Annotated in this window: 16 protein-coding genes and 1 riboswitch; of the genes, 12 read left to right on the forward strand and 4 right to left on the reverse strand. The window is 41.2% G+C overall.

The window, feature by feature from the left end:
- Positions 1-7: 7 nt before the first annotated feature.
- The 3 genes from L6469_RS14445 to L6469_RS14455 all read right to left on the reverse strand — a co-directional run bounded on the left by L6469_RS14445 (position 8) and on the right by L6469_RS14455 (position 4,672).
- Positions 8-2,473: an AAA family ATPase gene (locus tag L6469_RS14445; protein WP_006281468.1), complete on the reverse strand. Its 2,466-nt coding sequence runs from the start codon at positions 2,471-2,473 to the stop codon at positions 8-10.
- A gap of 2 nt (positions 2,474-2,475) precedes the next feature.
- Positions 2,476-2,772, reverse strand: coding sequence for an ATP-dependent Clp protease adaptor ClpS (locus L6469_RS14450; protein WP_006281469.1), 297 nt, complete (start codon positions 2,770-2,772; stop codon positions 2,476-2,478).
- 118 nt (positions 2,773-2,890) lie between these two features.
- Positions 2,891-4,672 (reverse strand): helix-turn-helix domain-containing protein, encoded by a 1,782-nt coding sequence (locus L6469_RS14455; RefSeq protein WP_039869559.1) that lies wholly within the window; start codon positions 4,670-4,672, stop codon positions 2,891-2,893.
- A gap of 133 nt (positions 4,673-4,805) precedes the next feature.
- Positions 4,806-4,921: riboswitch (TPP riboswitch) on the forward strand.
- A gap of 130 nt (positions 4,922-5,051) precedes the next feature.
- On the opposite strand from L6469_RS14455, the gene thiS reads away from it, so the two are divergent.
- From thiS to L6469_RS14500, 9 genes are all read left to right on the forward strand, one after another.
- Positions 5,052-5,249 (forward strand): sulfur carrier protein ThiS, encoded by a 198-nt coding sequence (gene thiS, locus L6469_RS14460; protein WP_006281471.1) that lies wholly within the window; start codon positions 5,052-5,054, stop codon positions 5,247-5,249.
- Positions 5,246-5,863, forward strand: a complete 618-nt coding sequence (locus tag L6469_RS14465) for a thiamine phosphate synthase (RefSeq protein ID WP_006281472.1) — start codon at positions 5,246-5,248, stop codon at positions 5,861-5,863. The genes thiS and L6469_RS14465 overlap by 4 nt, the downstream gene beginning before the upstream one ends.
- Positions 5,864-5,882: 19 nt before the next feature.
- A complete protein-coding gene (locus L6469_RS14470) occupies positions 5,883-6,662 on the forward strand; it encodes a thiazole synthase (protein ID WP_006281473.1) in 780 nt (259 codons plus the stop codon).
- Positions 6,663-6,664: 2 nt separating this feature from the next.
- Positions 6,665-8,359 (forward strand): phosphomethylpyrimidine synthase ThiC, encoded by a 1,695-nt coding sequence (gene thiC, locus L6469_RS14475; protein WP_006281474.1) that lies wholly within the window; start codon positions 6,665-6,667, stop codon positions 8,357-8,359.
- 43 nt (positions 8,360-8,402) lie between these two features.
- The gene (gene thiH / locus L6469_RS14480) at positions 8,403-9,536 is read left to right on the forward strand and encodes a 2-iminoacetate synthase ThiH (protein WP_006281475.1); all 1,134 of its coding nucleotides are present in this window, start codon (positions 8,403-8,405) and stop codon (positions 9,534-9,536) included.
- Positions 9,537-9,541: 5 nt separating this feature from the next.
- On the forward strand, positions 9,542-10,135 hold the full coding sequence (locus L6469_RS14485) for a thiamine phosphate synthase (protein ID WP_006281476.1): 594 nt from the start codon (positions 9,542-9,544) through the stop codon (positions 10,133-10,135).
- A gap of 209 nt (positions 10,136-10,344) precedes the next feature.
- Positions 10,345-10,707, forward strand: a complete 363-nt coding sequence (locus L6469_RS14490; RefSeq protein ID WP_143007251.1) for a hypothetical protein — start codon at positions 10,345-10,347, stop codon at positions 10,705-10,707.
- Between the two features lie 92 nt (positions 10,708-10,799).
- Positions 10,800-13,070 (forward strand): TonB-dependent receptor, encoded by a 2,271-nt coding sequence (locus L6469_RS14495; protein WP_006281477.1) that lies wholly within the window; start codon positions 10,800-10,802, stop codon positions 13,068-13,070.
- Positions 13,071-13,492: 422 nt separating this feature from the next.
- A complete protein-coding gene (locus tag L6469_RS14500; RefSeq protein ID WP_074803231.1) occupies positions 13,493-15,121 on the forward strand; it encodes a DUF6377 domain-containing protein in 1,629 nt (542 codons plus the stop codon).
- 13 nt (positions 15,122-15,134) lie between these two features.
- Here the strand turns inward: L6469_RS14500 and glmS are convergent, their stop codons facing one another.
- Positions 15,135-16,979, reverse strand: coding sequence for a glutamine--fructose-6-phosphate transaminase (isomerizing) (glmS, locus tag L6469_RS14505; protein ID WP_006281130.1), 1,845 nt, complete (start codon positions 16,977-16,979; stop codon positions 15,135-15,137).
- Between the two features lie 245 nt (positions 16,980-17,224).
- Between glmS and L6469_RS14510 the strand changes: the two genes are divergently transcribed.
- The 3 genes from L6469_RS14510 to L6469_RS14520 all read left to right on the forward strand — a co-directional run bounded on the left by L6469_RS14510 (position 17,225) and on the right by L6469_RS14520 (position 22,851).
- Entirely contained in the window at positions 17,225-18,709 is a 1,485-nt protein-coding gene (locus tag L6469_RS14510; protein ID WP_006281131.1) for an L-fucose/L-arabinose isomerase family protein, read from the forward strand.
- 148 nt (positions 18,710-18,857) lie between these two features.
- Positions 18,858-19,439 (forward strand): hypothetical protein, encoded by a 582-nt coding sequence (locus L6469_RS14515; RefSeq protein ID WP_039869282.1) that lies wholly within the window; start codon positions 18,858-18,860, stop codon positions 19,437-19,439.
- A gap of 565 nt (positions 19,440-20,004) precedes the next feature.
- Positions 20,005-22,851 (forward strand): SNF2-related protein, encoded by a 2,847-nt coding sequence (locus tag L6469_RS14520; protein WP_006281133.1) that lies wholly within the window; start codon positions 20,005-20,007, stop codon positions 22,849-22,851.

The raw sequence follows: 22,851 nt of genomic DNA on the forward strand, positions 1-22,851 counted from the left end.
CGACATCCTATTTCAAGATAAACTTACCATCTTGATACTCGACATCGACATGGCCACCTTTTCGAAGTTTGCCATAAAGTATCTCCTTCATCAGTAGCGGTTTTAACTCTCGTGCTATAACACGGTCCATTTCGCGAGCACCATATTCTTGAGTAAAACCACGTTTAACGAGTTCTGCAATAGCCTCATCTGTCAAGGTCAAGGTAACGTGCTTATTTTGCAATTTAGCCTCTAACTCGCTCACCTTCTTCTGCAAGATCAACGATGCCATCTTCTCGTCCATATCGTGGAAGACAACAATACCTGAAAGACGGTTAATAAACTCAGGCTTGAACGTTTTCTTCACGGTGGCAAGCATAGCGTCACCACGACTGACAGCACTCTGGAATCCGACACTAGCCTGTGAGGCAAACTGAGCACCCGCATTACTGGTCATAATAACCACGACATGACGGAAATCAGCTTTCTGACCTTTATTATCAGTAAGTTTTGCATAATCCATGACCTGCAAGAGGATATTGAAGATATCACTATGCGCTTTCTCGATTTCGTCGAGCAATAGTACACAGTTCGGAGTCTTGCGAATAGCATCTACCAACAATCCACCATCTTCATAACCAACATAACCAGCAGGGGAACCGATAAGTTTAGCCACGGCATGTTTCTCCATATACTCAGACATATCGAAACGTACCAATTCTATTCCTAACTGTTGTGCGAGTACACGAGCGACTTCTGTTTTACCCACACCTGTCGGACCGACAAAGAGCAGACTCGCCAATGGTTTATTATCATCTTGTAAACCCGCTTTAGCCATTTCCACAGCCTCGACCACCTGAGATATCGCCTCGTCTTGCCCATAGATACGCTCAGCCATACGCTTATACAACGTTTTAAGCTGTTTGTTATCATCCTCTTTCATCACAGAAGCATCTATCTTGCAAGTACGCTGTAATACCTTAGCAATCAAATCTTTAGTAACATACTGAGTAGACTTATCATTCGGATGAATCTCAAGATACGCACCAGCCTCATCCACCAGGTCTATAGCTTTATCCGGAAGAAATCGGTCGTTAATATATTTGGCAGAAGCCCTCACCGCAAACTCTATAGCCTCTGGACGATAAACCACATGATGATACTTCTCATAATTCTTTTGCAAGCCCTTGATAATAGCTATCGTCTCGTCGATACTTGGTTCGTTAATATCGATTTGCTGGAATCTTCGCACAATACTCTTAGACTTGGCAAAGAAGCGGTTATACTCCTCATACGTCGTACTACCGATAAAACGGATGGTACCCGCTTCAAGATAAGGTTTAAGCATATTAGAAGCATCAAGAGCAGAATCACTTGTAGTACCCGCTCCAACCAAAGTATGTATTTCGTCAATATAAATGATAACATTCGTCTCGCGAGCAGCACCACTCATAATCTTCTTGATACGCTTCTCCATATCACCACGAAACTGTGTACCGGCAACCAGCGAAGCCATCTCAAGACTATAAATCTGACTATTTTTCAGTCGATCAGGCACTTCACCCTTATTAATACGGTCGGCCAATCCATACACCAAAGCCGTTTTTCCTACACCCGGTTCACCCACATGAAGCGGATTATTCTTATCCTTGCGACAAAGAATCTGCACCGTACGGTCAAGTTCCTTATCACGTCCGATAAGAGGATTATGCCCCTCTACCAGAGGATTAATATGCGTTACATATTTTTTCCAACTGTCATCATCGGCATCATCTTCGGCATCATTAGGAAGAGGCTGAAAATTTCCAAATGCACCAGGGATAAAAGGAATACGAATTACACCGTCCTTATTACCGATTTCGACCTCTGCGTTAGGATCTATATCATCAAAATCCTGATCTGAGTCATCAAAACTTTCATAATTTACAGAATCATCATCCGTATTACCGAAATGGATAAGTGGCTGTATATTCGAAACATCTATAGTAGGGTCGAGTGGCTGAACGAAATTTTCATGAGAAGCTTTGCAACGCTTCATCAGTGCCTTCATGAAAGGCTCGAAGTTACCGAATTCACTGAATTCTAGAATATATTTCTTGAGATAGAATGAAGCCCAAGACTCAGGTAAATTCCATAAACTGATGATAATGATCTGTAAAGGTATACGGCACTCAAAACCTCTACCTGCAGAATTCGCCATCAAAGCAGCATTCTTAAAAAGTTGCGTCAACTGAAAAGAACTCTCCACATTTTCGGGTTCTTCATCCAACATATCAAGACCGTCGGTATAAGACTTTAAATCCTTCATCATGCCTTGAAGATCTACATGATAAGGACGACAAGTCTCTATGAATATATCGTCAGAGATGATGGTTTCAAGCAAATGCTCCGGGGTAATAATTTCGCAATGACTCTTTTTGCAGTTTGATTCAGCCCCTCTAATGTAATATTCTACTAAACCTGAAAAAATAAAATCAGAATCCTCTACTATCATAATTATTCAGCTTGCATTTCTATACGTAATGGGAACCCTGCCTTGTGAGCCATTTCACTAGCATTTGTGGTCTTGGTTAAAGCTATATCATAGCTATATACACCTACAACGGCACTACCATTGAGATGAACCTTCATCATCAATTCTTCTGCTTCTTGATAAGCTTTATGAAACACAGTCGTGAGCACCTCGATTACAAAATCCATAGTCGTTACATCATCGTTGAAAAAGATAACCTGGTAACGTCTAGGCTCTTTCAATTTAATTCTTTCTTTAATATTGCTGTTTGTTTGAGACATACTTTAACTAATAACTATTGTTTCGTAAAAGTACAAAAATTATGCCAACTCAAAAAACTTTCTCTCAAAAAATTAAGATAACAAATAATTCTTGATATAAATTCATTTCTTTGCATAGCTATACTTGACTTGCGACAGCTTTACGATATTCGGTTGAGGTCATCCCCATAAAATCCTTAAACGTTCGCTGAAAGGTGCGCAGAGAACTGAATCCACAATCTTGAGCAATAGCCTCTATCGTATATTCAGGATGCTCTTTTAGCTCCAAGCAACATTTCTTGATACGTATGCCATTGATAACTTTAATGAGCGAATCGCCGTTCATCGTATACTTCAGCACTGCACTGAGTTCAGCATCCTTGATCACTAACTTGCGGAGCACCATTGCACGCGTAAGAGTAGGATCTTTATATAATTTCTCTTCATCCAGATACTGTAACAACTTCAGTCGGATAGCCTTCAGAGAATGCATATCGTAGCCTTCTGGTACTTTATCCGATAAGCTATCAGTTTGTTTCTGTAGCTTTTCTGATGCATGAGCCCCCGTCTGAAAACTTGCCATCTCCCTATTTTCACGTTCAACCTCCTCCTTGTATCTCACATTCTGATCATCCACCTGACGGTTGAATGCTTCATATTCTTCTATCAACTTCCGATTTTTAGCCTGCATAGCTTTACTGTGGCGCACATAGGCAATAAATATACCTATAAGAATAGCTATGAGAACGAGCACTACAGCTACTATAATATTCAGAATATTACGCTGATTAATCTTTTCTTGTACCTCAGCCCGTAATTGTTCTGTCTTAAATTGCTCCTGCATGTGAGCCGTAGTCTGTAAATATTCAAAAGCCCTCAGACTATCCTTGAGATTACTAATCGTATGAAGTTTAACAATAGCAGCTTTCAAATTACCTTGATGCTCGAGGGCAATACTCTCAAGGCGAAGCAGTTTGATAAAATCATCACTTATCGTATCACTGCCTTTATAAGCCATGATATCCTGATGATACGACAACAACTGGCTGTACTTGCCACTATAAAAGAGGTAAGGTATTATCGCCATCTTGCCTACAGCCGTTTGCGCCATCTTAGTACCCCAAAACTTTTTGACATAGCTTTCAGCCTCAGCTTTATTACCCAAGAGCACATTGATATGAGCCATGTCAGCATAACAATACCCCCTGGCACGATCTAAGTTGACATCGCTTACTTGTGCCAAACTATCGATGAGACTCTCATGCTTTTTACTCAACTGCCAGGCATCTTCCAGTTTCCGCTCTTCAATCAAAAAGAAAGCAGCTTTACCAATAGATTTAGAAAGCAGCAGTTTTGCTTCTATACTAGGATCTATCCTCTCAAGCAGTGCTATACTATGCATCATTTCGCGCATACCGACATCACGAGCGCCTGTACACCAAAGAGCCTGTCCTACATTAAACATAAAAAAGCCATAACGGCTACTGTCACGGAGTTCTTGAGCCAAGCGAAGCCCTTGTTTAGAATAATGTGTAGCCACAACATAATTATTACGTTGCAACGCAATCGTACTAATTAATTCAAATACCTTCAAACGTCTTTTAGGCGATGCGAGCACACTGTCATCTTTAACTATCGAACGAATAAGTACGGCAGCAGAATCGATATCATTATAATATCGTAAAAAGATGGAGGCTTTTTCTCGAACAGCATCGGCATGGCACATCATTCCTTTTCTCTCTGCATCATCGCAAAGATGTAAGGCGTCTTCTGGATTTCTCGCTGATACCTTATTAATATATGAGGAAAGGTATATGGAATCGCCCGGGTTTTGGACTAGTGCTGTTTTATCCTTATGAATACAAGAATTAATAAGCAGTACCATTAATACTAACAGCACGGTGGTTATAGCGTTTTTCATTACCAAAAAATACTACTTGAGTGTCATTTTACATTGCAAATGTAAGAAAAATAAGGGTATATCACAAATAATATCATTAAAAATCTATGTTTTGTATTGACTTTTCAAGAAAAAGTGTAACTTTGCACTCGTAAAAGAATACTCGGGGTGCTCTACACGAAGCCAATAGGCTTAACATGTAGGGCTGAGATGATACCCATTAAACCTGATGCTGGTAATTCAGCCGTAGGAAATGAGCAAGCTAGAATAGCAATAGAAAGAAAGTATAGACAAGATCCCGGGTAATGACGTAGTTATATGTCGTTGCTCGGGCTTTTTTTGATACGGACTTGTATCATCTTAATCCCCCTTGATGCGAATACTAATCAGGATTAAGAATATGAATATTACACTTAACGACAAGTCACACCAGACCAATGCTGCTAATCTGCAACAACTGGCAGAAGAATTAGCTTTGCCTGCTTCAGGCGTAGCTATCGCCCTAAACTCAGAACTTATTATTCGTGACGAATGGAGTACTACAGCTCTTGCTGATGGTGCAGATATTCTCGTGATAACAGCTGCTTGTGGCGGATGATACAGTTTATTAGCCATTACACCGAGCACTACAGTTATCTCGATGGTATACGCATGGCTCTTCAAGGAGGATGTCGATGGATACAGCTTCGCATGAAAGATGCTACAGACGAAGAGATCAGACCTATCGCCTTGCAGGCTATGCAACTCTGCAAGGATGCACACGCTACTTTCATCATCGATGACCATGTAGCTCTAGTAAAAGAACTGGGGGCTGACGGTGTTCACTTAGGCAAAAAAGATATGCCTATCGACCAAGCCCGACAGATACTAGGACCACAAACTATCATCGGTGGTACGGCGAACACTTTTGAAGATATCCAAGCACACGCTGCTTCTGGAGCCAATTATATCGGTTGTGGTCCCTTTCGATTTACAACCACGAAAAAAGGTCTCTCACCTATTTTGGGATTAGAAGGCTATCGACAGATCGTAAGTTTGATGCGCAAAGCACATATCGATTTACCTATTGTGGCGATAGGTGGCATTACAGCCCAAGATATACCTGATATTATGCAGACAGGTGTAAACGGAATAGCGCTAAGCGGAACTGTGCTGAGAGCAGACAACCCGATTAAGGAAATGCAGCGACTACTCCAACTCATCAAAGAATAAATAAAGCTATCATAAAGCAATGGAAAAAATAAAAATCGCAGACCGTGAGTTTAGCTCACGCCTATTCCTGGGTACAGGAAAATTTAATAATAACCAACAGATGGCAGAAGCCATCAAGGCTAGTGAAACCGAAATGGTAACTGTTGCCATGAAACGTGTAGAACTGAGCGACAAAAACGATGACTTGCTCACTCATGTTATCCAAAACAAAAATATCCAACTTCTGCCGAACACAAGTGGTGTACGCGACGCCAAAGAAGCCGTATTTGCAGCCATGATGGCTCGCGAAGCATTTGGCACAAACTGGGTAAAACTCGAAATTCACCCAGACCCTCGTTATCTTTTACCTGACTCCATCGAGACTTTGAAAGCTACAGAAGAACTTGCCAAGAAAGGTTTCGTGGTATTGCCATATTGCCAAGCTGACCCAACCCTCTGCAAACACTTGGAAGAAGCAGGTGCGGCTACTGTCATGCCTCTTGCAGCCCCTATCGGCAGTAACCAAGGCTTGCGCATGAAAGATATGTTGCGTATCATCATCGAACAGGCTACCGTACCAGTCGTCATAGATGCAGGTATCGGAGCACCTAGTCAGGCTGCAGAAGCCATGGAAATGGGTGCCGACTTTGTACTCGTGAATACGGCAATAGCCGTGGCAGGCAATCCTGTCGAAATGGCCAAGGCTTTCAAGGAAGCCGTCATCTCTGGTAGAAGAGCATTCGAAGCAGGTCTTGGTGCTGTTAATATGTGCGCCGAAGCCTCTAGTCCATTAACCTCATTCTTAAACGAAGCTATCTAATTATGCCACAAGATCATCAAGCTTATGCTAAGCGCGAAAAGGCCTACATGAATGGCCGTATCTATAAGGACATACGTGTGGGTATGACCAAAGTAAACTTGACACCAACTGTGACGCGTGATGAAAACGATAAACCGCACATGACTCCAAATGCTCCGGTATATATCTATGATACGAGCGGACCTTTTACAGATCCAAATGTAAAGGTAGATCTGAAAAAAGGTATCAAACGAATTCGCGAAAAGTGGATTGTAGACCGTGACGACACAGATAAATTACAAGGAGTAACGAGTGAATACGGACAGATGAGACTTGCAGACCATTCGTTAGATCATCTGCGATTTGAACATATTCATCGTCCACGTCGTGCCAAGAAAGGATTACATATCACTCAGATGGCTTATGCGAAAGCGGGCATCATAACTCCTGAAATGGAATACGTCGCTATTCGCGAAAATATGAATTGCGAAGAATTGGGTATCAAGAGCTATATCACTCCTGAATTTGTACGTGACGAAATCGCAAGAGGGCGTGCCGTGTTACCAGCCAATATCAACCATCCAGAAAGTGAACCGATGATTATCGGTAGAAACTTCCTGGTGAAGATTAATACGAATATCGGAAATTCTGCCACGACGTCAAGCATCGAGGAGGAAGTGGATAAAGCTGTATGGAGCTGTAAATGGGGTGGCGATACCCTGATGGATCTTTCTACCGGTGATAATATACACGAAACACGTGAGTGGATTATTCGTAACTGTCCGGTTCCAGTAGGTACAGTGCCTATTTATCAGGCGCTGGAGAAGGTTAATGGTAAGGTAGAAGACCTCAACTGGGAGATTTTCCGTGATACTCTTATTGAACAATGTGAACAAGGAGTAGACTATTTCACCATTCATGCCGGTATCCGTCTTCAAAACGTGCACTTGGCAGACCATCGTCTGTGTGGTATCGTAAGCCGTGGTGGCAGTATCATGAGCAAATGGTGCCTTGTACATAACCAGGAATCATTCCTTTACGAACACTTCGATGACATCTGCGATATAGTTGCACAATATGATACAGCACTCTCACTAGGAGATGGATTACGACCAGGCTGTACTGCCGATGCTAACGATGCTGCTCAATTTGCAGAACTCGATACCATGGGCGAACTGGTGGAGCATGCATGGGCTCGCAATGTACAAGCCTTTATCGAAGGTCCAGGACATGTTCCGATGCATAAGATACGCGAAAACATGGAACGCCAACTAGACCATTGTCATGAGGCTCCATTCTATACCCTCGGTCCATTGGTAACCGACATTGCACCGGGTTATGACCATATCACCAGTGCTATCGGTGGTGCACAGATAGCGTGGTTGGGTACTGCAATGCTCTGCTACGTTACACCGAAAGAGCATCTCGCTCTGCCCAACAAGGAAGATGTGCGCACAGGTGTTGTAACCTATAAGATTGCAGCTCATGCAGCCGATTTGGCTAAAGGGCATCCTGGGGCAGAGATTCGTGATAATGCACTATCTAAGGCTCGCTTCGATTTCCGCTGGCGCGACCAGTTCCATTTGTCACTCGACCCTGAACGCGCCTTGCAATATTTCGAAGAAGCCGGACACACGGATGGTGAATATTGCACGATGTGCGGTCCTAACTTTTGTGCCGCCAAACTAACTCACGATTTGAGAAAGTTGAAAGCATAAATAATAAAATAAATATATAAACATATAAGAAACATTAGAATCAATGTTTTCAGACGAATTAGCAAATATAAGTTGGGATGAGACCACAGAGCGAATTGCTCAGATGACTGATAATGATGTGGTTAGGGCTCTCCATAAGTCCTATTGCGATGTCAATGACTTTATGGCATTGATTTCACCTGCTGCCATTCCTCATTTAGAAGAAATGGCACGGTTGAGCCGCAAATATACCGAACAGCGTTTTGGTAGATGCGTATCGATGTTTATTCCGCTCTATATTACCAACTCATGCTCTAACAGTTGCGTGTATTGCGGTTTTCATCGCCAAAACCCGATGGCTAGAACCATCTTAACACCAGAACAGATTGAAAATGAATATAAGGCCATCAAGAAACTTGCACCCTTTGAAAACATTCTTCTGGTAACAGGTGAGAATCCCGCCAAAGCGGGGGTGCCTTATCTGGCTAAAGCGTGTGATATCGCCAAAAAATATTTCGCGAATGTTAAAATCGAGGTCATGCCACTTAGTACCGAAGATTATCGCGAACTGACTCATCATGGCATGAATGGTGTGATCTGTTTTCAAGAGACCTATCACAGAGAGAACTATAAACTGTATCATCCTGCCGGCATGAAGAGTAACTTTGAGTGGCGACTCAATGGTTTCGACCGTATGGGTATGGCTGGTGTTCATTCTATTGGTATGGGGGCTCTGTTAGGGCTGGAAAAAGAATGGCGCACGGATGTGGTCATGATGGCTTACCACCTACGCTATTTGCAGAAGCATTACTGGAAGACCAAATACTCAGTAAACTTCCCACGTATGCGTCCTGCACATAATGAAGGGTTCCAGCCAAACTGCTTTGTTACAGATAAGGAACTGGCGCAGATGACTTTTGCTATGCGTATCTTCGACCATGACGTAGATATCTCTTACTCTACACGCGAACCTAAGGAAATTCGCGATAACATGGCTACATTGGGGGTTACAACAATGTCGGCTGAATCGCATACTAATCCTGGTGGTTATCATACGTATCCACAAGCACTCGAGCAATTTAGTGTAAGTGATAACCGTACTGCTGTAGAAATTAATCGAAGATTACACGAAATAGGCCGTGAACCTGTCTGGAAAGATTGGGATGCTAGTTTCGATGAAACTTTCCGCGTAGGATAAAACAGATGTTCACAACTGTTGTTATAACGATGCCCGATAAGATAGAGCGAGAAGCACAACGTATCGTTGAGCTTCTCGCTTCTGCTCATTCGGCTAACCGAGAAGGTCTTCATGTATCAACCACAAACCCTAAACGGAAATATGCTGACCTCATTCATATACGTAAGCCCAACTGGACTTTCTCTCAAATCGAAGCCTTGATACGAGAGATACCCGAAGATTACTATTCACGTATCGTCTTACACGATCATCACGAACTGGCAATTCGCTATCATCTGTATGGCATACACCTGAATCGCCGCAATCCTGAACCCATAGAAGGATGGCAAGGTAGCATCAGCAAAAGTTGCCACAGCATCGAGGAAGTAATCACGTGGAAAAAACGATGCAACTACGTTAGCCTTTCTCCTATTTACAATTCGATATCCAAAATAGGATATCAGGCCGCTTTTACAAAGAGTCAGATAGAGCAAGCCGTTAAAGATGGTATCATTACCTCAAAAGTATATGCCTTAGGCGGTGTTACCTACGATAAACTACAAGAATTAGAACATACGGGATTTGGAGGAGCACTACTATTAGGTGATGCCTGGAGGTAAGTACTCTGACAAATAGTCTTATTGCATTTATAAACAAAAATACTTTGTCTATTAGATATTTTGAGTATTCTACATTGCCAAATATAAAAAAATGTATTATTATATTGTAGAATATAAAATAAGCAACTAAAATAATAAAATTAGCTAGCTATTTACCGCTAATTTCGTAAATTTGCTAAACGTTTTACTATAACCAAGGTAGAAAAAGATTGAAAAAAGTTCTGAATCATAGACGAATATGGAAAGCTCGAATACTGCTAGCAGTATTCATTCCTATGTTGCTTCTATCAGTAACTCATATCCACCATGAATCAGAACGAAGTGAACAAGCATGTTATGAGTGCTTGCACCATATCAACCATGCAGGTCATATTACCAACCAAACGGTCAGTATAGACCATTGCATACTCTGTTCATTTCTTTCTCTACCATATATCACACCTACTATATTAGTCGCTGCTTTAACAGCAGTCTATAGTTATGTTTGCTTCGGATTGAAGCGAACAGTTATTCTCAAACAGAGGATAACGGGTGTCGGATTACGTGCACCTCCATTCTTTTCATTTTCTTAATACGGCATAAAACCGTACTCATTTAAATCAGTAGCCCATGATATAAAAGAAATCGTGGGACAGTATTACATACATATATAGCAACAACGAAAATGAAAAAAATAATGGTTATGCTCCTTATCCAGATGATTATAATAGGAGCATGGGCAGAACCTATGCGTGAATCTGCCACATTTACAGGTCAAGTAACTGATGCCAGCGATGGTAAACCTCTCATCGGAGTAACAATCTATTTTCCAGAACTACGTCAGGGTACTACCACAGACACAGATGGTAACTTCAAACTAAGTGGATTACCTGCCAAAAAAGCTGAGGTGCAAGTTTCTTACCTCGGTCACCAAACTATCGTAAAGGTAATCGACTTATCACAAACACAACACATGAATTTTGTACTGAAAGAGTCGAATGCACTCATCAATGAGGTAGTAGTAACCGGACTTACAGGCCATACCCTAATGAAAGATTCACCTACACCGATCTCTGTCATCAGTACACAACAATTGGTCAGTACTTCATCAACCAATATCATTGACGCACTCAGCCATCAACCTGGTATATCACAGCTTACAACAGGTAGCGGTATCTCTAAACCTATCATCAGAGGACTTGGAAGCAACCGTGTGGTAGTTGTCAATGATGGTATACGTCAGGAAGGTAACCAGTGGGGTGCAGAACATGGAATAGAAATCGATGGAAATGGTATCTCTTCTGCAGAAATACTCAAAGGTCCAGCTTCGCTCATGTATGGTTCTGATGCCATGGCAGGTGTGATTGTCTTTCATGGTGACCAGATAGCACCTAACCATACCATGCAAGCCAACTTATCGTCAGAATATCAAACCAACAATGGACTTTTTGACTACTCCGTAAACTTCAAAGGCAACGAAAACGGTTTTGTATGGAATGGGCGATGGTCTGATAAAATGGCACACGACTATAAAAACAAATACGACAACTATGTACAAGGCTCTCAATTTCGCGAACGAGCAGCTGAAGCCATGGCGGGACTCAATAAAAACTGGGGATTTTCACATCTACTCTTGAGCTACTATCACCTTACACCTGGTATTATTGAGGGTGAACGAGGAGATACCTATAGCTACAGCAAAGAATTACCGTTTCAACAAGTACATCACTATAAAGTAGTAAGCGACAACTCTTTCTATATTGGAGATGGAACACTTAAAGCAACACTCGCCTATCAGCAAAACCGCCGACAGGAATACGAAGAAAGTATGGATGAAGCCGGACTTGATTTTCAGTTGCATACCATCAACTATGATCTGAAATATCTTATAGCGGAACATAGTAACTGGAAGATAGCCACCGGTGTTAACGGTATGTATCAGCGCTCTCTTAACCATGGTGACGAGTATCTGATACCAGCCTACCAGCTCTTTGATATCGGTGTATTTGGCACCACAACCTATAAAACGGGTAAGTGGACATTAAGTGGCGGTTTGAGATATGACCACAGACACTTACACAGCTTTGCACTCGAGGAACAATTCGACCAGTTTTCGCGAAACTTTTCAAACATCACCGGCAGTGCAGGTGCAGTATACGAAATACAACCTAATATGAATGTCAGAGTAAATCTGTCTCGTGGATTCAGAGCACCTAACCTCAGTGAACTTGCATCAAATGGTGTACACGAGGGATCTGTACAATATGAGCTTGGTAACCACGATCTTAAACCAGAAAATAGTTGGCAGATTGATGCAGGATGGGACTATACCACCCCTAAAGTAACCCTACAACTATCTCTATTCAGTAATTGGATCAATAACTATATCTTCACGGAAAAACTAGAAGGTATACAAATAGAAGGTTACGACACCTATCAATACACACAAGGCCATGCCCGACTGATGGGTGGTGAATGCAGTATCGACTGGCATCCGATAGAACAGATACATTGGCAGAATGCCTTCTCATACGTAAACGCAGTACAGTTAAATCAACCTGAAGACAGAAAGTATCTGCCGTTTACTCCAGCACCTAAGTGGACCTCAGATTTTCGTTACGATATCATAAGAGACGGTAAGGTGCTCGATAACACCTATATCAATATCAATATGGAATGTCATCTGAAACAAGACCATTACTATGCATACAACGATACTGAAACCGCTACACCAAGCTATACACTCGTAAATATAGGTATGGGTACAGACTTGAAGATAAAAGGCAAGAAAAGAGCAAGTCTATACATAACAGCAAACAACTTGTTCGACCGCGCCTATCAAGATCATTTAAGCAGGCTCAAATATACTACCTATAATCCTGAAAATGGTAAAATGGGAATTTACAATATGGGCAGAAACTTTGGTTTCAAACTGCTAATTCCGATACTCATGTAATACATGAAACAAACAACAAAAAAGGGAGATTGTCTCACGACAGTCTCCCTCTTTTTGTTTCTTTTATTAAGAAACACAAATTTAAGCGATTTATGTTTAAACTTCAATACATAAAATATTAACTCAAGTAGTCTTTTCAATATAGATCAATACCTTATAAGAAGATTATGGAGCTAATTGTATACATCTATCTCCTGTGTTGGTTGTTTTTATTTTGATGCAAAGATATACCATTTCACATAAAAACAAGCAGTAACCTATAGATTGAAAAGCAAAAGTAAATTTTCAAGGTATTTAAACAGCTGATAATAAACATTTTAGAATATAAATACATGAAATAAGATAGTAATTGTAAATACTGATAATTTATTTGGTAATAATTGGAAATATTAGTATCTTTGCCAAAAATAATTCAATTTCTTATGTTTCGAAACATATTTGTTATCATTATATACCTCACCATGTCTATGTCTGGGATAGCACAGACCTTCGATATAGACAAAGATCTTGATCGCTTGGATAACGTCGTATCCAAGGCCAAGTGGTATTACGCCGACAAGGAAAAAGAAATAGGAAAACTTAAGCTGCAGAATACAACATCATATGGTGACCAAGACCTATATACTTACCTGCTATCAATTACAGATGCATATCTAAAATATAACAGTGACTCTGCTCTATATTATGCCAACCAATGCCATCAAATCGCATTGAGTGACAAACAAGCAGAAGAAATACTCGACATAGAACTCCGTCTTATATTAATACATATATATAGAGGTGAGATTGACCAGGCTATGCATATGCTAACTCAAAAAGGAGATATAAAAAAGGCGCCTATACCGTGCCAACAATTAATGGCCATCATATCAATCGAACTAGAAGGCAGATACCTGGGAAGAAAATATCCTCTGTTCTCAAAAGCCTTCAAACTGCATAGTAAAAAGATTTGGAGCAAATACGGCCAGTATATATCTAAGGATAACTGGCTGTACTATTACTATCGAAACTTTTATCTAGGAGATGTCAGCAAATCTACCTTACAAAAACTGCTTCAAAAAGCCCGCCCCAATACCATACAGGCAGCAATGCTTAACATCGCTCTAAGCAAAATATACAGACAAGAAAAAAATCAAAATGCATACGCTCACTATTTGATAGAATCAGCTATTAACGATATCACCAGTAGCAACCGTGAAGCTATGTCACTTCTCTTTCTACTGAAGACGCCTTATATAGAGCAAGGTAGTAGTAGAGCTGCTGAATATGCGCTACTCTGCACAGACAATGCCACTTCTTTTCATGACGGCTTGCGAAGTTTGGACATTGTCAAGGCCCACTCTATCATTACCCGAAAATACGAGGAAAAGATGAAACGCAATGAGAAATATCTGGTTACAGGTATTATTCTGCTTTTTCTTACCTTAATTGCTATCATCATTCTCTCTTATCTCATGTATCTACGAGCTCAAAATCGAAAGATAATGGTCGATGATATGCAAAGAATGAATCGCTCATTACACTACTCTATCGATTCTGAACGCCAACTTCAGGAGAAACTGAAAATTAATAATCGTAAACTGCTAGAAGAAATCAAAAAAAGAAACAGAAACTTCATCGAGGTATATAGACTGATTACTAATTATCTCGGCGATATCGACGAATTCAAAAAAGGCGTCTATAATCTGCTGATTACAGGACAAATAGAAAAAGCAAAAACGATGCTTACCTCATCAGGTAACCTCGAGAAATATCTCCAAAATTTCTATTACCAGTTTGATATTGCTTTCCTCGATTCACATCCTGATTTCGTGATGCGCTTTAATGCACTGCTGAAACCTGAAGCACAAATCAAACAGCCCAAACCAAATATACTTACTGTAGATCTACGCATTTATGCCCTTATCAGCATGGGTATAACAGACAGTGTATCTATCGCCAGCTTCCTGCATTTCTCAGTACAGACCGTATACAACTATCGCTCCAAGATACGAAAAAGTGCTATCAGTCCGGCTGACTTTGCCGAACAAATAGCACAATTATATAGTTAATATCTTAAAACTCTTACTCTACAGTAACCGACTTCGCCAAGTTACGAGGCATATCCACATTCAGGCCCTTATCTACAGCGACATAATAAGAGAGTAGCTGCAAAGGAATAACACTCAATAATGGCACCAACCAGTTAATGGTAGATGGCACATAGATAATTTCGTCGGCTATCTTGCTAATCTCTTCATCACCCTCTGTAGCGACAGCGATGATATTACCACCACGAGCCTTTACTTCCTGCATGTTACTGATAATTTTCTCGTAACCCTCATGGTGTGTAGCAATAAAGAGACAAGGCATATCAGCATCAACCAAGGCAATCGGACCGTGCTTCATCTCTGCAGCAGGATATCCCTCAGCATGAATATAACTGATTTCTTTCAACTTCAATGCTCCTTCGAGCGCTACAGGATAATTCCATCCACGCCCCAAGTACAAGAAGTTATGAGCATAGGTAAATCGACGAGCCAAATGCTCTATCGCATCATCCTGCTCCAAGATTTTCTCTATCTTCTCAGGAATAACCTGCAACTCCTCTACCATCTCCTTATAACGCTTGTCATCAAGCTTACCATTAGCCTTACCTAATGCCAAAGCGAGCATTTCGAAACAAAATACCTGACCTGTAAAGGCTTTCGTAGAAGCCACGCCAATTTCTGGTCCTACATGGATATAAATACCCGTATCTGTCTCTCGAGCGATACTACTACCTACAGCGTTGACAATACCGAAAATCATACAACCATTATCCTTAGCCAAGCGGATAGCAGCCAATGTATCGGCAGTCTCACCAGACTGAGACACAGCGATAACCACATCATCTGGATAAAGTACCGGGTTACGATAGCGGAACTCTGAAGCATAATCTACCTCTACCGGAATACGACAGAACTCCTCGATGAGCTGCTTGCCGATAAGACCAGCATGCCATGAAGTACCACAAGCCACAATAATAAAACGGCGAGCATGCAACAGACGATTGCCGAAATTATCCACTGCAGATAGTTTGATTTCATCATCTACAATACGTCCACGCATACAGTCACGCATACAGTCAGGCTGATCATGAATCTCCTTCAACATAAAGTGAGGATAACCACCCTTACTCAGCATATTGATATCCAAGTCTACATGCTTTACCACAATCTCAGCCTGCGTCTCGTCAAGATTATAAATCTGCAAATCCTTGCCACACTCGATACAAGCCACCTGCTCATCGTCTACATACACCACATTTTTCGTATATTCCACGATAGGAGTCGCATCACTGGCGATGAAAAATTCCTCATTATTCTGACCTACACCGATCACCATAGGCGAACCCTTACGAGCCGCTACAATCTGATTAGGACAATTCCTATCGACGACCACGATAGCATACGCACCAATACATTTGCGCAAGGCATTAGTTACAGCCTCAAGCAAATTAAATCCGTGCTCATCGATACCGAACTGAATAAGCTGAACCAGCACTTCAGTATCTGTATCACTCTGAAAATGATACCCCTTAGCTTTGAGTTGCTCACGCAATACCGCGTAATTCTCGATGATACCATTATGCACTATCGCAAGGTTACCACTCTCAGATACATGAGGATGCGCATTACGAACAGAAGGTTCACCATGAGTAGCCCATCGTGTATGAGCGATACCGATAGAACCCGAACAATCTTTATCAGCTGCTACCGTTTCCAAATCGGCCACCTTACCCTTCGCTTTATAAATATTAAGTTCATCTTTCTGGTTAAGCAAAGCTACACCAGCGGAGTCATAACCACGATACTCTAGGCGATGCAATCCCTTTATCAAAATTGGGAAAGCATCTCTATTACCTATATATCCAACTATTCCACACATAGTTACATTCTTTTAATTTCTATCTTTATTAAACTTTTGTATCCAAAAGTAAACACAAAGATAATGCTTTTTCACCGGATACACCACTTTTTCATATAAAAAGTGTCCTTTAACCAATTTTACACTATTTTTATTTGGTGTAATTCATATAATCATTTATCTTTGCAACAAGATTTACAACCTATGAATTTTGTATCTAAGCAATTTTTCATACTAAGTATATATATTACAAAAACATTAAATATATGGTATCTAATAACATTCCTACAGTGAAGCTCGGTATTATTGCCGTAAGCCGTGACTGTTTCCCTATCGCACTGTCAACTCAGCGTCGTGAAAACATTGTAAAAGAGTATAAAGGCGAAATTTTCAACTGCCAGACTACAGTAGAAAATGAAGCTGATATGAACAAAGCTGTTGAAGAAGTAAAGGCAGCAGGTTGCAACGCACTCGTTGTATTCCTTGGTAACTTCGGTCCTGAGACCCCAGAAACTCTTATCGCAAAGAAGTTTGACGGTCCTTGCATGTTTGTTGCAGCTGCAGAAGGCGATGGCGACATGATCAATGGTCGTGGTGATGCTTATTGTGGTATGCTCAACTGCTCATACAACCTTGGCATGCGTCACTTGAAGGGTTTCATTCCTGCTTATCCTGTAGGTACAGCTAATGAAATCGCTAAAATGATTGAAGACTTCATTCCTGTAGCTCGCGTAATCTTGGGTCTTAAAGGTTTGAAGATTATCACTTTCGGTCCACGTCCTCAGGACTTCTTCGCTTGTAACGCTCCTATCAAGGGTCTTTATGAACTTGGTGTAGAAATCGAAGAGAATTCAGAGCTCGACCTTCTTGTATCTTATCGTGAGCACGCTAACGATCCACGTATCGCTGACGTTTGCGAGGATATGCGTAAGGAAATGGGCGAAGGCAAATATTACGAAGAATTGCTCGCTCGTATGGCACAGTTTGAGTTGACATTGCTCGATTGGGCTGAAGCTCACAAGGGTGACCGTCAGTATGTAGCATTTGCAGACAAGTGCTGGCCAGCATTCCCAAGTCAGTTTGGTTTCGAGCCTTGCTATGTTAACTCTCGTCTTGTTAGTCGTGGTATTCCTGTAGCATGCGAGGTAGATATCTATGGTGCGCTCTCTGAGTACATCGGTATGTGTGCAAGCGATGACACCGTTACATTGCTCGATATCAACAACTCTACTCCACAGTACATCTACGATGAGGACATCGTACCTAAGTATGGTCAGAAGTATAGTCTTACAGATACATTCATGGGCTTCCACTGTGGTAACACTCCTTCTTGCAAGATGTGTTCTAACCGTGCTATCAAGTTCCAGCTTATCCAGAACCGCTTGCTCGAGAATGGTTGCACACCAGACTTCACACGTGGTACACTTGAGGGTGATATTGCTGCTAGCCCTGTTACATTCTATCGTCTGCAGTGTGATTCAGAGGGTAACCTCCGTTCTTACATCGCTGAGGGTGAGGTACTTGATGTTCCTACACGTTCATTCGGTGGTATCGGTATCTTCGCTATTCCAGAGATGGGTCGTTTCTATCGTCACGTATTGATCCAGAAGGGTTATCCACACCACGGTGCTGTAGCCTTCAATCATGTTGGTCGCATCCTCTTCGACGTATTCAAGTACCTCGGTATCAAGGATGTTGCTTACAACCAGCCTAAGAGCTTACCTTACCCAACAGAAAATCCTTGGGCTTAAGGTCTGCTTTTCAACAAAGAATACTTTGTCGAAACCAAATAAACATCAACTAGGAGTGTCAGTTTTTGACACTCCTTTTTTATATGACCACTATATGTATATAAAGAAAATATTAATTATACTCATTAACATACTCATGTGTTTGCACATGCAAGCACAAAAGAAGAAAAATCCATATATGAATCTTACTTATAGCACCCCAACGATAGAAGCTATAGAAGGGAAATTACCATATATGTTTGATGAAAAGATAAAGACTTCTCTTGATTGTTCCAAGGCTATATATATGCCCAAAAAGATAAAATATGACCCGTATGGAAATAAATTATCTGCACCAAAAATTACAGGAAGTAGCTTCCATATTTTTCTGGAAAAATACAAAAGAGATAAGGATTGGGCAGAGAAGTCCTTATCATACTTCTGTGAACATTTTAATGAAAAATCATCTAACATCATTACCTGCATTGATTGCGATACGACCAATTATGAACTTGTCATAAGAGTATTAGAAGTCTATAAGAATGGTTATATCAAGGCACATGTTATTTTAAAGGATACGAAAACAGACAAGGAACTTTGTTACTTTGAAGTAAATAGTAAAGATGGTGATACAGATGACGAAATAACACTCAGAGATCAGATGAAGGATATTGGAGATACTATAGGCTCCATAATGACAACAATACAGAAATATGAGGCAAAGCAAATGAGAAAAAATAAAACGCACTAATCCAAGAGTACCTCTACTCTACTATATAATAATGACTTAGCCTACATACATTACCGTATAGTAATGTATGTAGGCTAAGTCATTATTGCTAATACCAAGAATACGGAAACTTCTACGAGCTCTCATCACGCAGCAATACACTAAGGTATCAACAAAATTAACCTCACTTCATTGAAAATACGGATAAATAATAAGGCTAAAATAGATAAAAGAATTATTGCAAACCCGGGATTTGTTTTGCAAATTTCTACATCTCTTTCTAAGAGACGGATTATTGAGTACAAAGGTACTCTTTTTTTCGCAAAATGCACATTTTTATGCCAAAAAAACGGGGTTCTAGTCTTCGCTTTTTTGCCCTTTGTTTAGCAAAACGCATCATACCTTTCTTGTAAACACCTGTGTATCAACGCTTTTTTATTTCGCTCCGTCTCTTAGAAAGAGACGAAGGAAAATTTCTCGACAAAAGCTACTAAAATGCCAACTGGTAAACAATCTAATTAAATATCATTATTGCGCAATAAAAAGGTAGAGCTGTAAATCGAGATATAGCATAGAGACTTTTATAATGACAAATGCGATAACTCGTTTTCATGCAAAATACTATGCTGCCCTTCTAAACGGGCAGTCAGCAAATGGTGACATAGGTTCACTCTCACAATCGCTGCTGAGTAGTACTGTAGACATCAATCCTCATCAGATTGATGCCGCTTTGTTTGCTTTTGCATCGCCATTTTCTAAGGGCGTGGTTCTTGCTGATGAAGTGGGCTTGGGAAAAACCATCGAAGCGGGTCTGGTCGTTTGTCAGTATTGGGCAACAGGAAAGAGAAAGATTCTAATTGTTTGTCCAGCCTCTCTGCGCAAACAATGGGAAGCAGAATTGCTCGATAAGTTCGGAATCCCCAGTGAAATTCTTGACACTAAGAACTTTAATGCTTATCGTCGCGAAGGGAAGAATCCACTAAGTCCCAAGCATGCCATAATATGCAGCTACAACTTTGTGGCAAAACACAAAGAAGACATTTTGCTTCATGGTTTTGACTTGGCGGTTATAGATGAGGCTCACAAGATGCGTAATGTCTATCGTTCTTCTGCCCGAACTTCTGCCGAAGTACGTGATGCTTTGACTGGTGTAAAGAAACTGTTGCTTACAGCCACACCCTTCCAGAATTCTTTGATGGAACTATATGGTCTTACAAGTATCATTGACGACCGTCTGTTTGGCAGTGAAAAAAGTTTCCGAAGACAATATGGAAAAGGAGAAAATCTGAAAGAACTGCGTCAACGCATTGAGAAGTTATATACCCGTACTTTGCGACGCGACGTAAAGGAATATATCAATTATACCCATCGTCTTCCACTTACACAAAAGTTTAATGCTACCGATGAGGAGCAACAACTATATCAGGCTGTAAGCGATTTTCTGCGTAGGAACGATATCTATAGCGTTCCAGCTGCGCAGAAGAAGCTCACGACTATGATTGTGCGTAAGATTCTGGCTTCTTCTACCTACGCACTCATCTATACCCTTACACATATTAAAGAACGTCTCCAACGGATGCTCGAAAGCCAAAAACAGGAGCGTCTTGACATCGAAGACCTTGTAGATGAAGACACTTGGGACGCTTATGAAGACGAGGCTGCTGATGCTGGATATGATGAAGATGAGCAGCTTGATTTTGAAGATATTGATGTTCCTCGTTTGAAAGAGGAAATCAAAACCATAGAGGGCTTCATTGAAAAAGCAAAATCGATAAAAACCGAATCGAAATCAAAGGCTTTGCTCGTTGCTTTGGAAGAATCGTTTACCAAACTTCAAGAACAGGGTGCAGAAAGGAAAGCTCTTATCTTCACTGAATCAACAAAGACGCAGGCTTTTCTGCGTGAGTTTCTTGAAGCTAATGGCTATGCCGACCGTGTCGTGTTATTCAACGGCAAGGCAAGTGAACCACAGACCAACGAGATATACAAACGCTGGTGTCTGGAGCATCCAGACAAAGTAAGCGGCATCAAGGCTGCTGACCGAAGAGCTGCTGCTGTGGATTATTTCCAACACAAAGCAGACATCATGATTGCTACGGAAGCTGCAGCTGAAGGTCTGAACCTGCAATTCTGCTCATTGGTTATTAACTACGACCTGCCGTGGAACCCGCAACGCATAGAGCAGCGTATTAGTCGATGTCACCGCTACGGACAGAAGTACGATGTTGTGGTGGTCAATTTCCTCAATATGCGCAACTATGCTGATGTGCGTGTATTCCAATTACTTTCCACGAAGTTTAAGCTCTTCAACGATGTGTTTGGAGCCAGTGATGAAGTGTTGGGACAGGCTGACACCATTGATATAGAATCGCGTATCTGGGAGATTTACCAACAGTGTCGTAGTGAGGAGGAAATAAATCAGGCTTTCGAACAACTGCAAAATGAGATGCAGGAACAGATAGATGAGCGTATGACGGAAGTACGTTCACAGGTACTGGAGAATTTCGACATCAATGTGCAGGAGCATCTTCGTATGACGCGCGATAACACCACAGGATTCCTCAATCGTTATGAGCATATTTTCTGGGAACTGACGAAATACATTCTCAGCAAGGAGGCTGTTTTCAATGACAAGAACCACAGCTTTTTCCTTCGTGTTCCTGTTGCAGGCCAACGCCCGGGTAAATATGCGATGCTTCAGCAGACAGATGACGCCACACCTTACCGTCTGAGTCATCCGTTAGCACAACATGTCATCAATTCTGCATTGTCACTTTCACTTGAAGATGCCGAGGTGGAATTTGACCAAAAAGCACTTTCTATAAATGCCGACCTTCCCGATTACCTTCAAGGGCAGAGCGGTGTGCTTATCCTTTCTTCTTTGGCGGTATCTGCCTTGGCAGAAGAACAGTATATGCTCTTCAATGCTATCACCGACGATGGGCGGATTGTTTCTCAGGAGGATTGTGAGAAGCTTTTCCTCAACGGTGGAAAGGAAGTCCCATGCGAACAAGTGGAAGAGCAGACACGTCTGCGACTGCAAAAGGATGTACTCCAACATAGTGCGGCAAAACTGAAAGAGCTGGACACTCGCAATCTGTCTTTCTTCAAAGTGGAAGAAGACCGTATTTATCAATGGGAACATGATGTTATTGACGGAATAGAGGCAGAACTATCTACTATCAAGAAGCAGATACTGCAAACGGAAAGAGACGCCCGTAATGCAGAATCGGTGGCTGAGAAACTGGCCTTGGAAAAGAAAGTGGACGAACTGAAACGTAAGAAACGCCGTCTGCGAAACGAACTTGACGATCGGGAGGAGGAAGTAAGCGAGCAGCGCAAATCGATGATTACGGAATTGGAACAACGCATGGTGAAACAGACGGAACAGCAGAATCTGTTTGTTATTCGCTGGAAAGTAAAAGAGAATTAA

It is taken from the genome of Segatella baroniae B14, from assembly GCF_022024235.1.
Lineage (GTDB): Bacteria > Bacteroidota > Bacteroidia > Bacteroidales > Bacteroidaceae > Prevotella > Prevotella bryantii.

What these genes read in the sequence shown, in the direction of transcription:
- thiS (WP_006281471.1), top strand. Translation starts at nt 5,052, where the DNA reads ATGAATATTACACTTAACGACAAGTCACACCAGACCAATGCTGCTAAT.
- L6469_RS14455 (WP_039869559.1), bottom strand. Translation starts at nt 4,672, where the DNA reads ATGAAAAACGCTATAACCACCGTGCTGTTAGTATTAATGGTACTGCTT.
- L6469_RS14495 (WP_006281477.1), top strand. Translation starts at nt 10,800, where the DNA reads ATGAAAAAAATAATGGTTATGCTCCTTATCCAGATGATTATAATAGGA.
- L6469_RS14510 (WP_006281131.1), top strand. Translation starts at nt 17,225, where the DNA reads ATGGTATCTAATAACATTCCTACAGTGAAGCTCGGTATTATTGCCGTA.
- L6469_RS14500 (WP_074803231.1), top strand. Translation starts at nt 13,493, where the DNA reads ATGTTTCGAAACATATTTGTTATCATTATATACCTCACCATGTCTATG.
- L6469_RS14445 (WP_006281468.1), bottom strand. Translation starts at nt 2,473, where the DNA reads ATGATAGTAGAGGATTCTGATTTTATTTTTTCAGGTTTAGTAGAATAT.
- L6469_RS14470 (WP_006281473.1), top strand. Translation starts at nt 5,883, where the DNA reads ATGGAAAAAATAAAAATCGCAGACCGTGAGTTTAGCTCACGCCTATTC.
- thiH (WP_006281475.1), top strand. Translation starts at nt 8,403, where the DNA reads ATGTTTTCAGACGAATTAGCAAATATAAGTTGGGATGAGACCACAGAG.
- L6469_RS14450 (WP_006281469.1), bottom strand. Translation starts at nt 2,772, where the DNA reads ATGTCTCAAACAAACAGCAATATTAAAGAAAGAATTAAATTGAAAGAG.
- L6469_RS14515 (WP_039869282.1), top strand. Translation starts at nt 18,858, where the DNA reads ATGCAAGCACAAAAGAAGAAAAATCCATATATGAATCTTACTTATAGC.
- L6469_RS14485 (WP_006281476.1), top strand. Translation starts at nt 9,542, where the DNA reads ATGTTCACAACTGTTGTTATAACGATGCCCGATAAGATAGAGCGAGAA.
- L6469_RS14520 (WP_006281133.1), top strand. Translation starts at nt 20,005, where the DNA reads ATGACAAATGCGATAACTCGTTTTCATGCAAAATACTATGCTGCCCTT.
- thiC (WP_006281474.1), top strand. Translation starts at nt 6,665, where the DNA reads ATGCCACAAGATCATCAAGCTTATGCTAAGCGCGAAAAGGCCTACATG.
- L6469_RS14465 (WP_006281472.1), top strand. Translation starts at nt 5,246, where the DNA reads ATGATACAGTTTATTAGCCATTACACCGAGCACTACAGTTATCTCGAT.
- glmS (WP_006281130.1), bottom strand. Translation starts at nt 16,979, where the DNA reads ATGTGTGGAATAGTTGGATATATAGGTAATAGAGATGCTTTCCCAATT.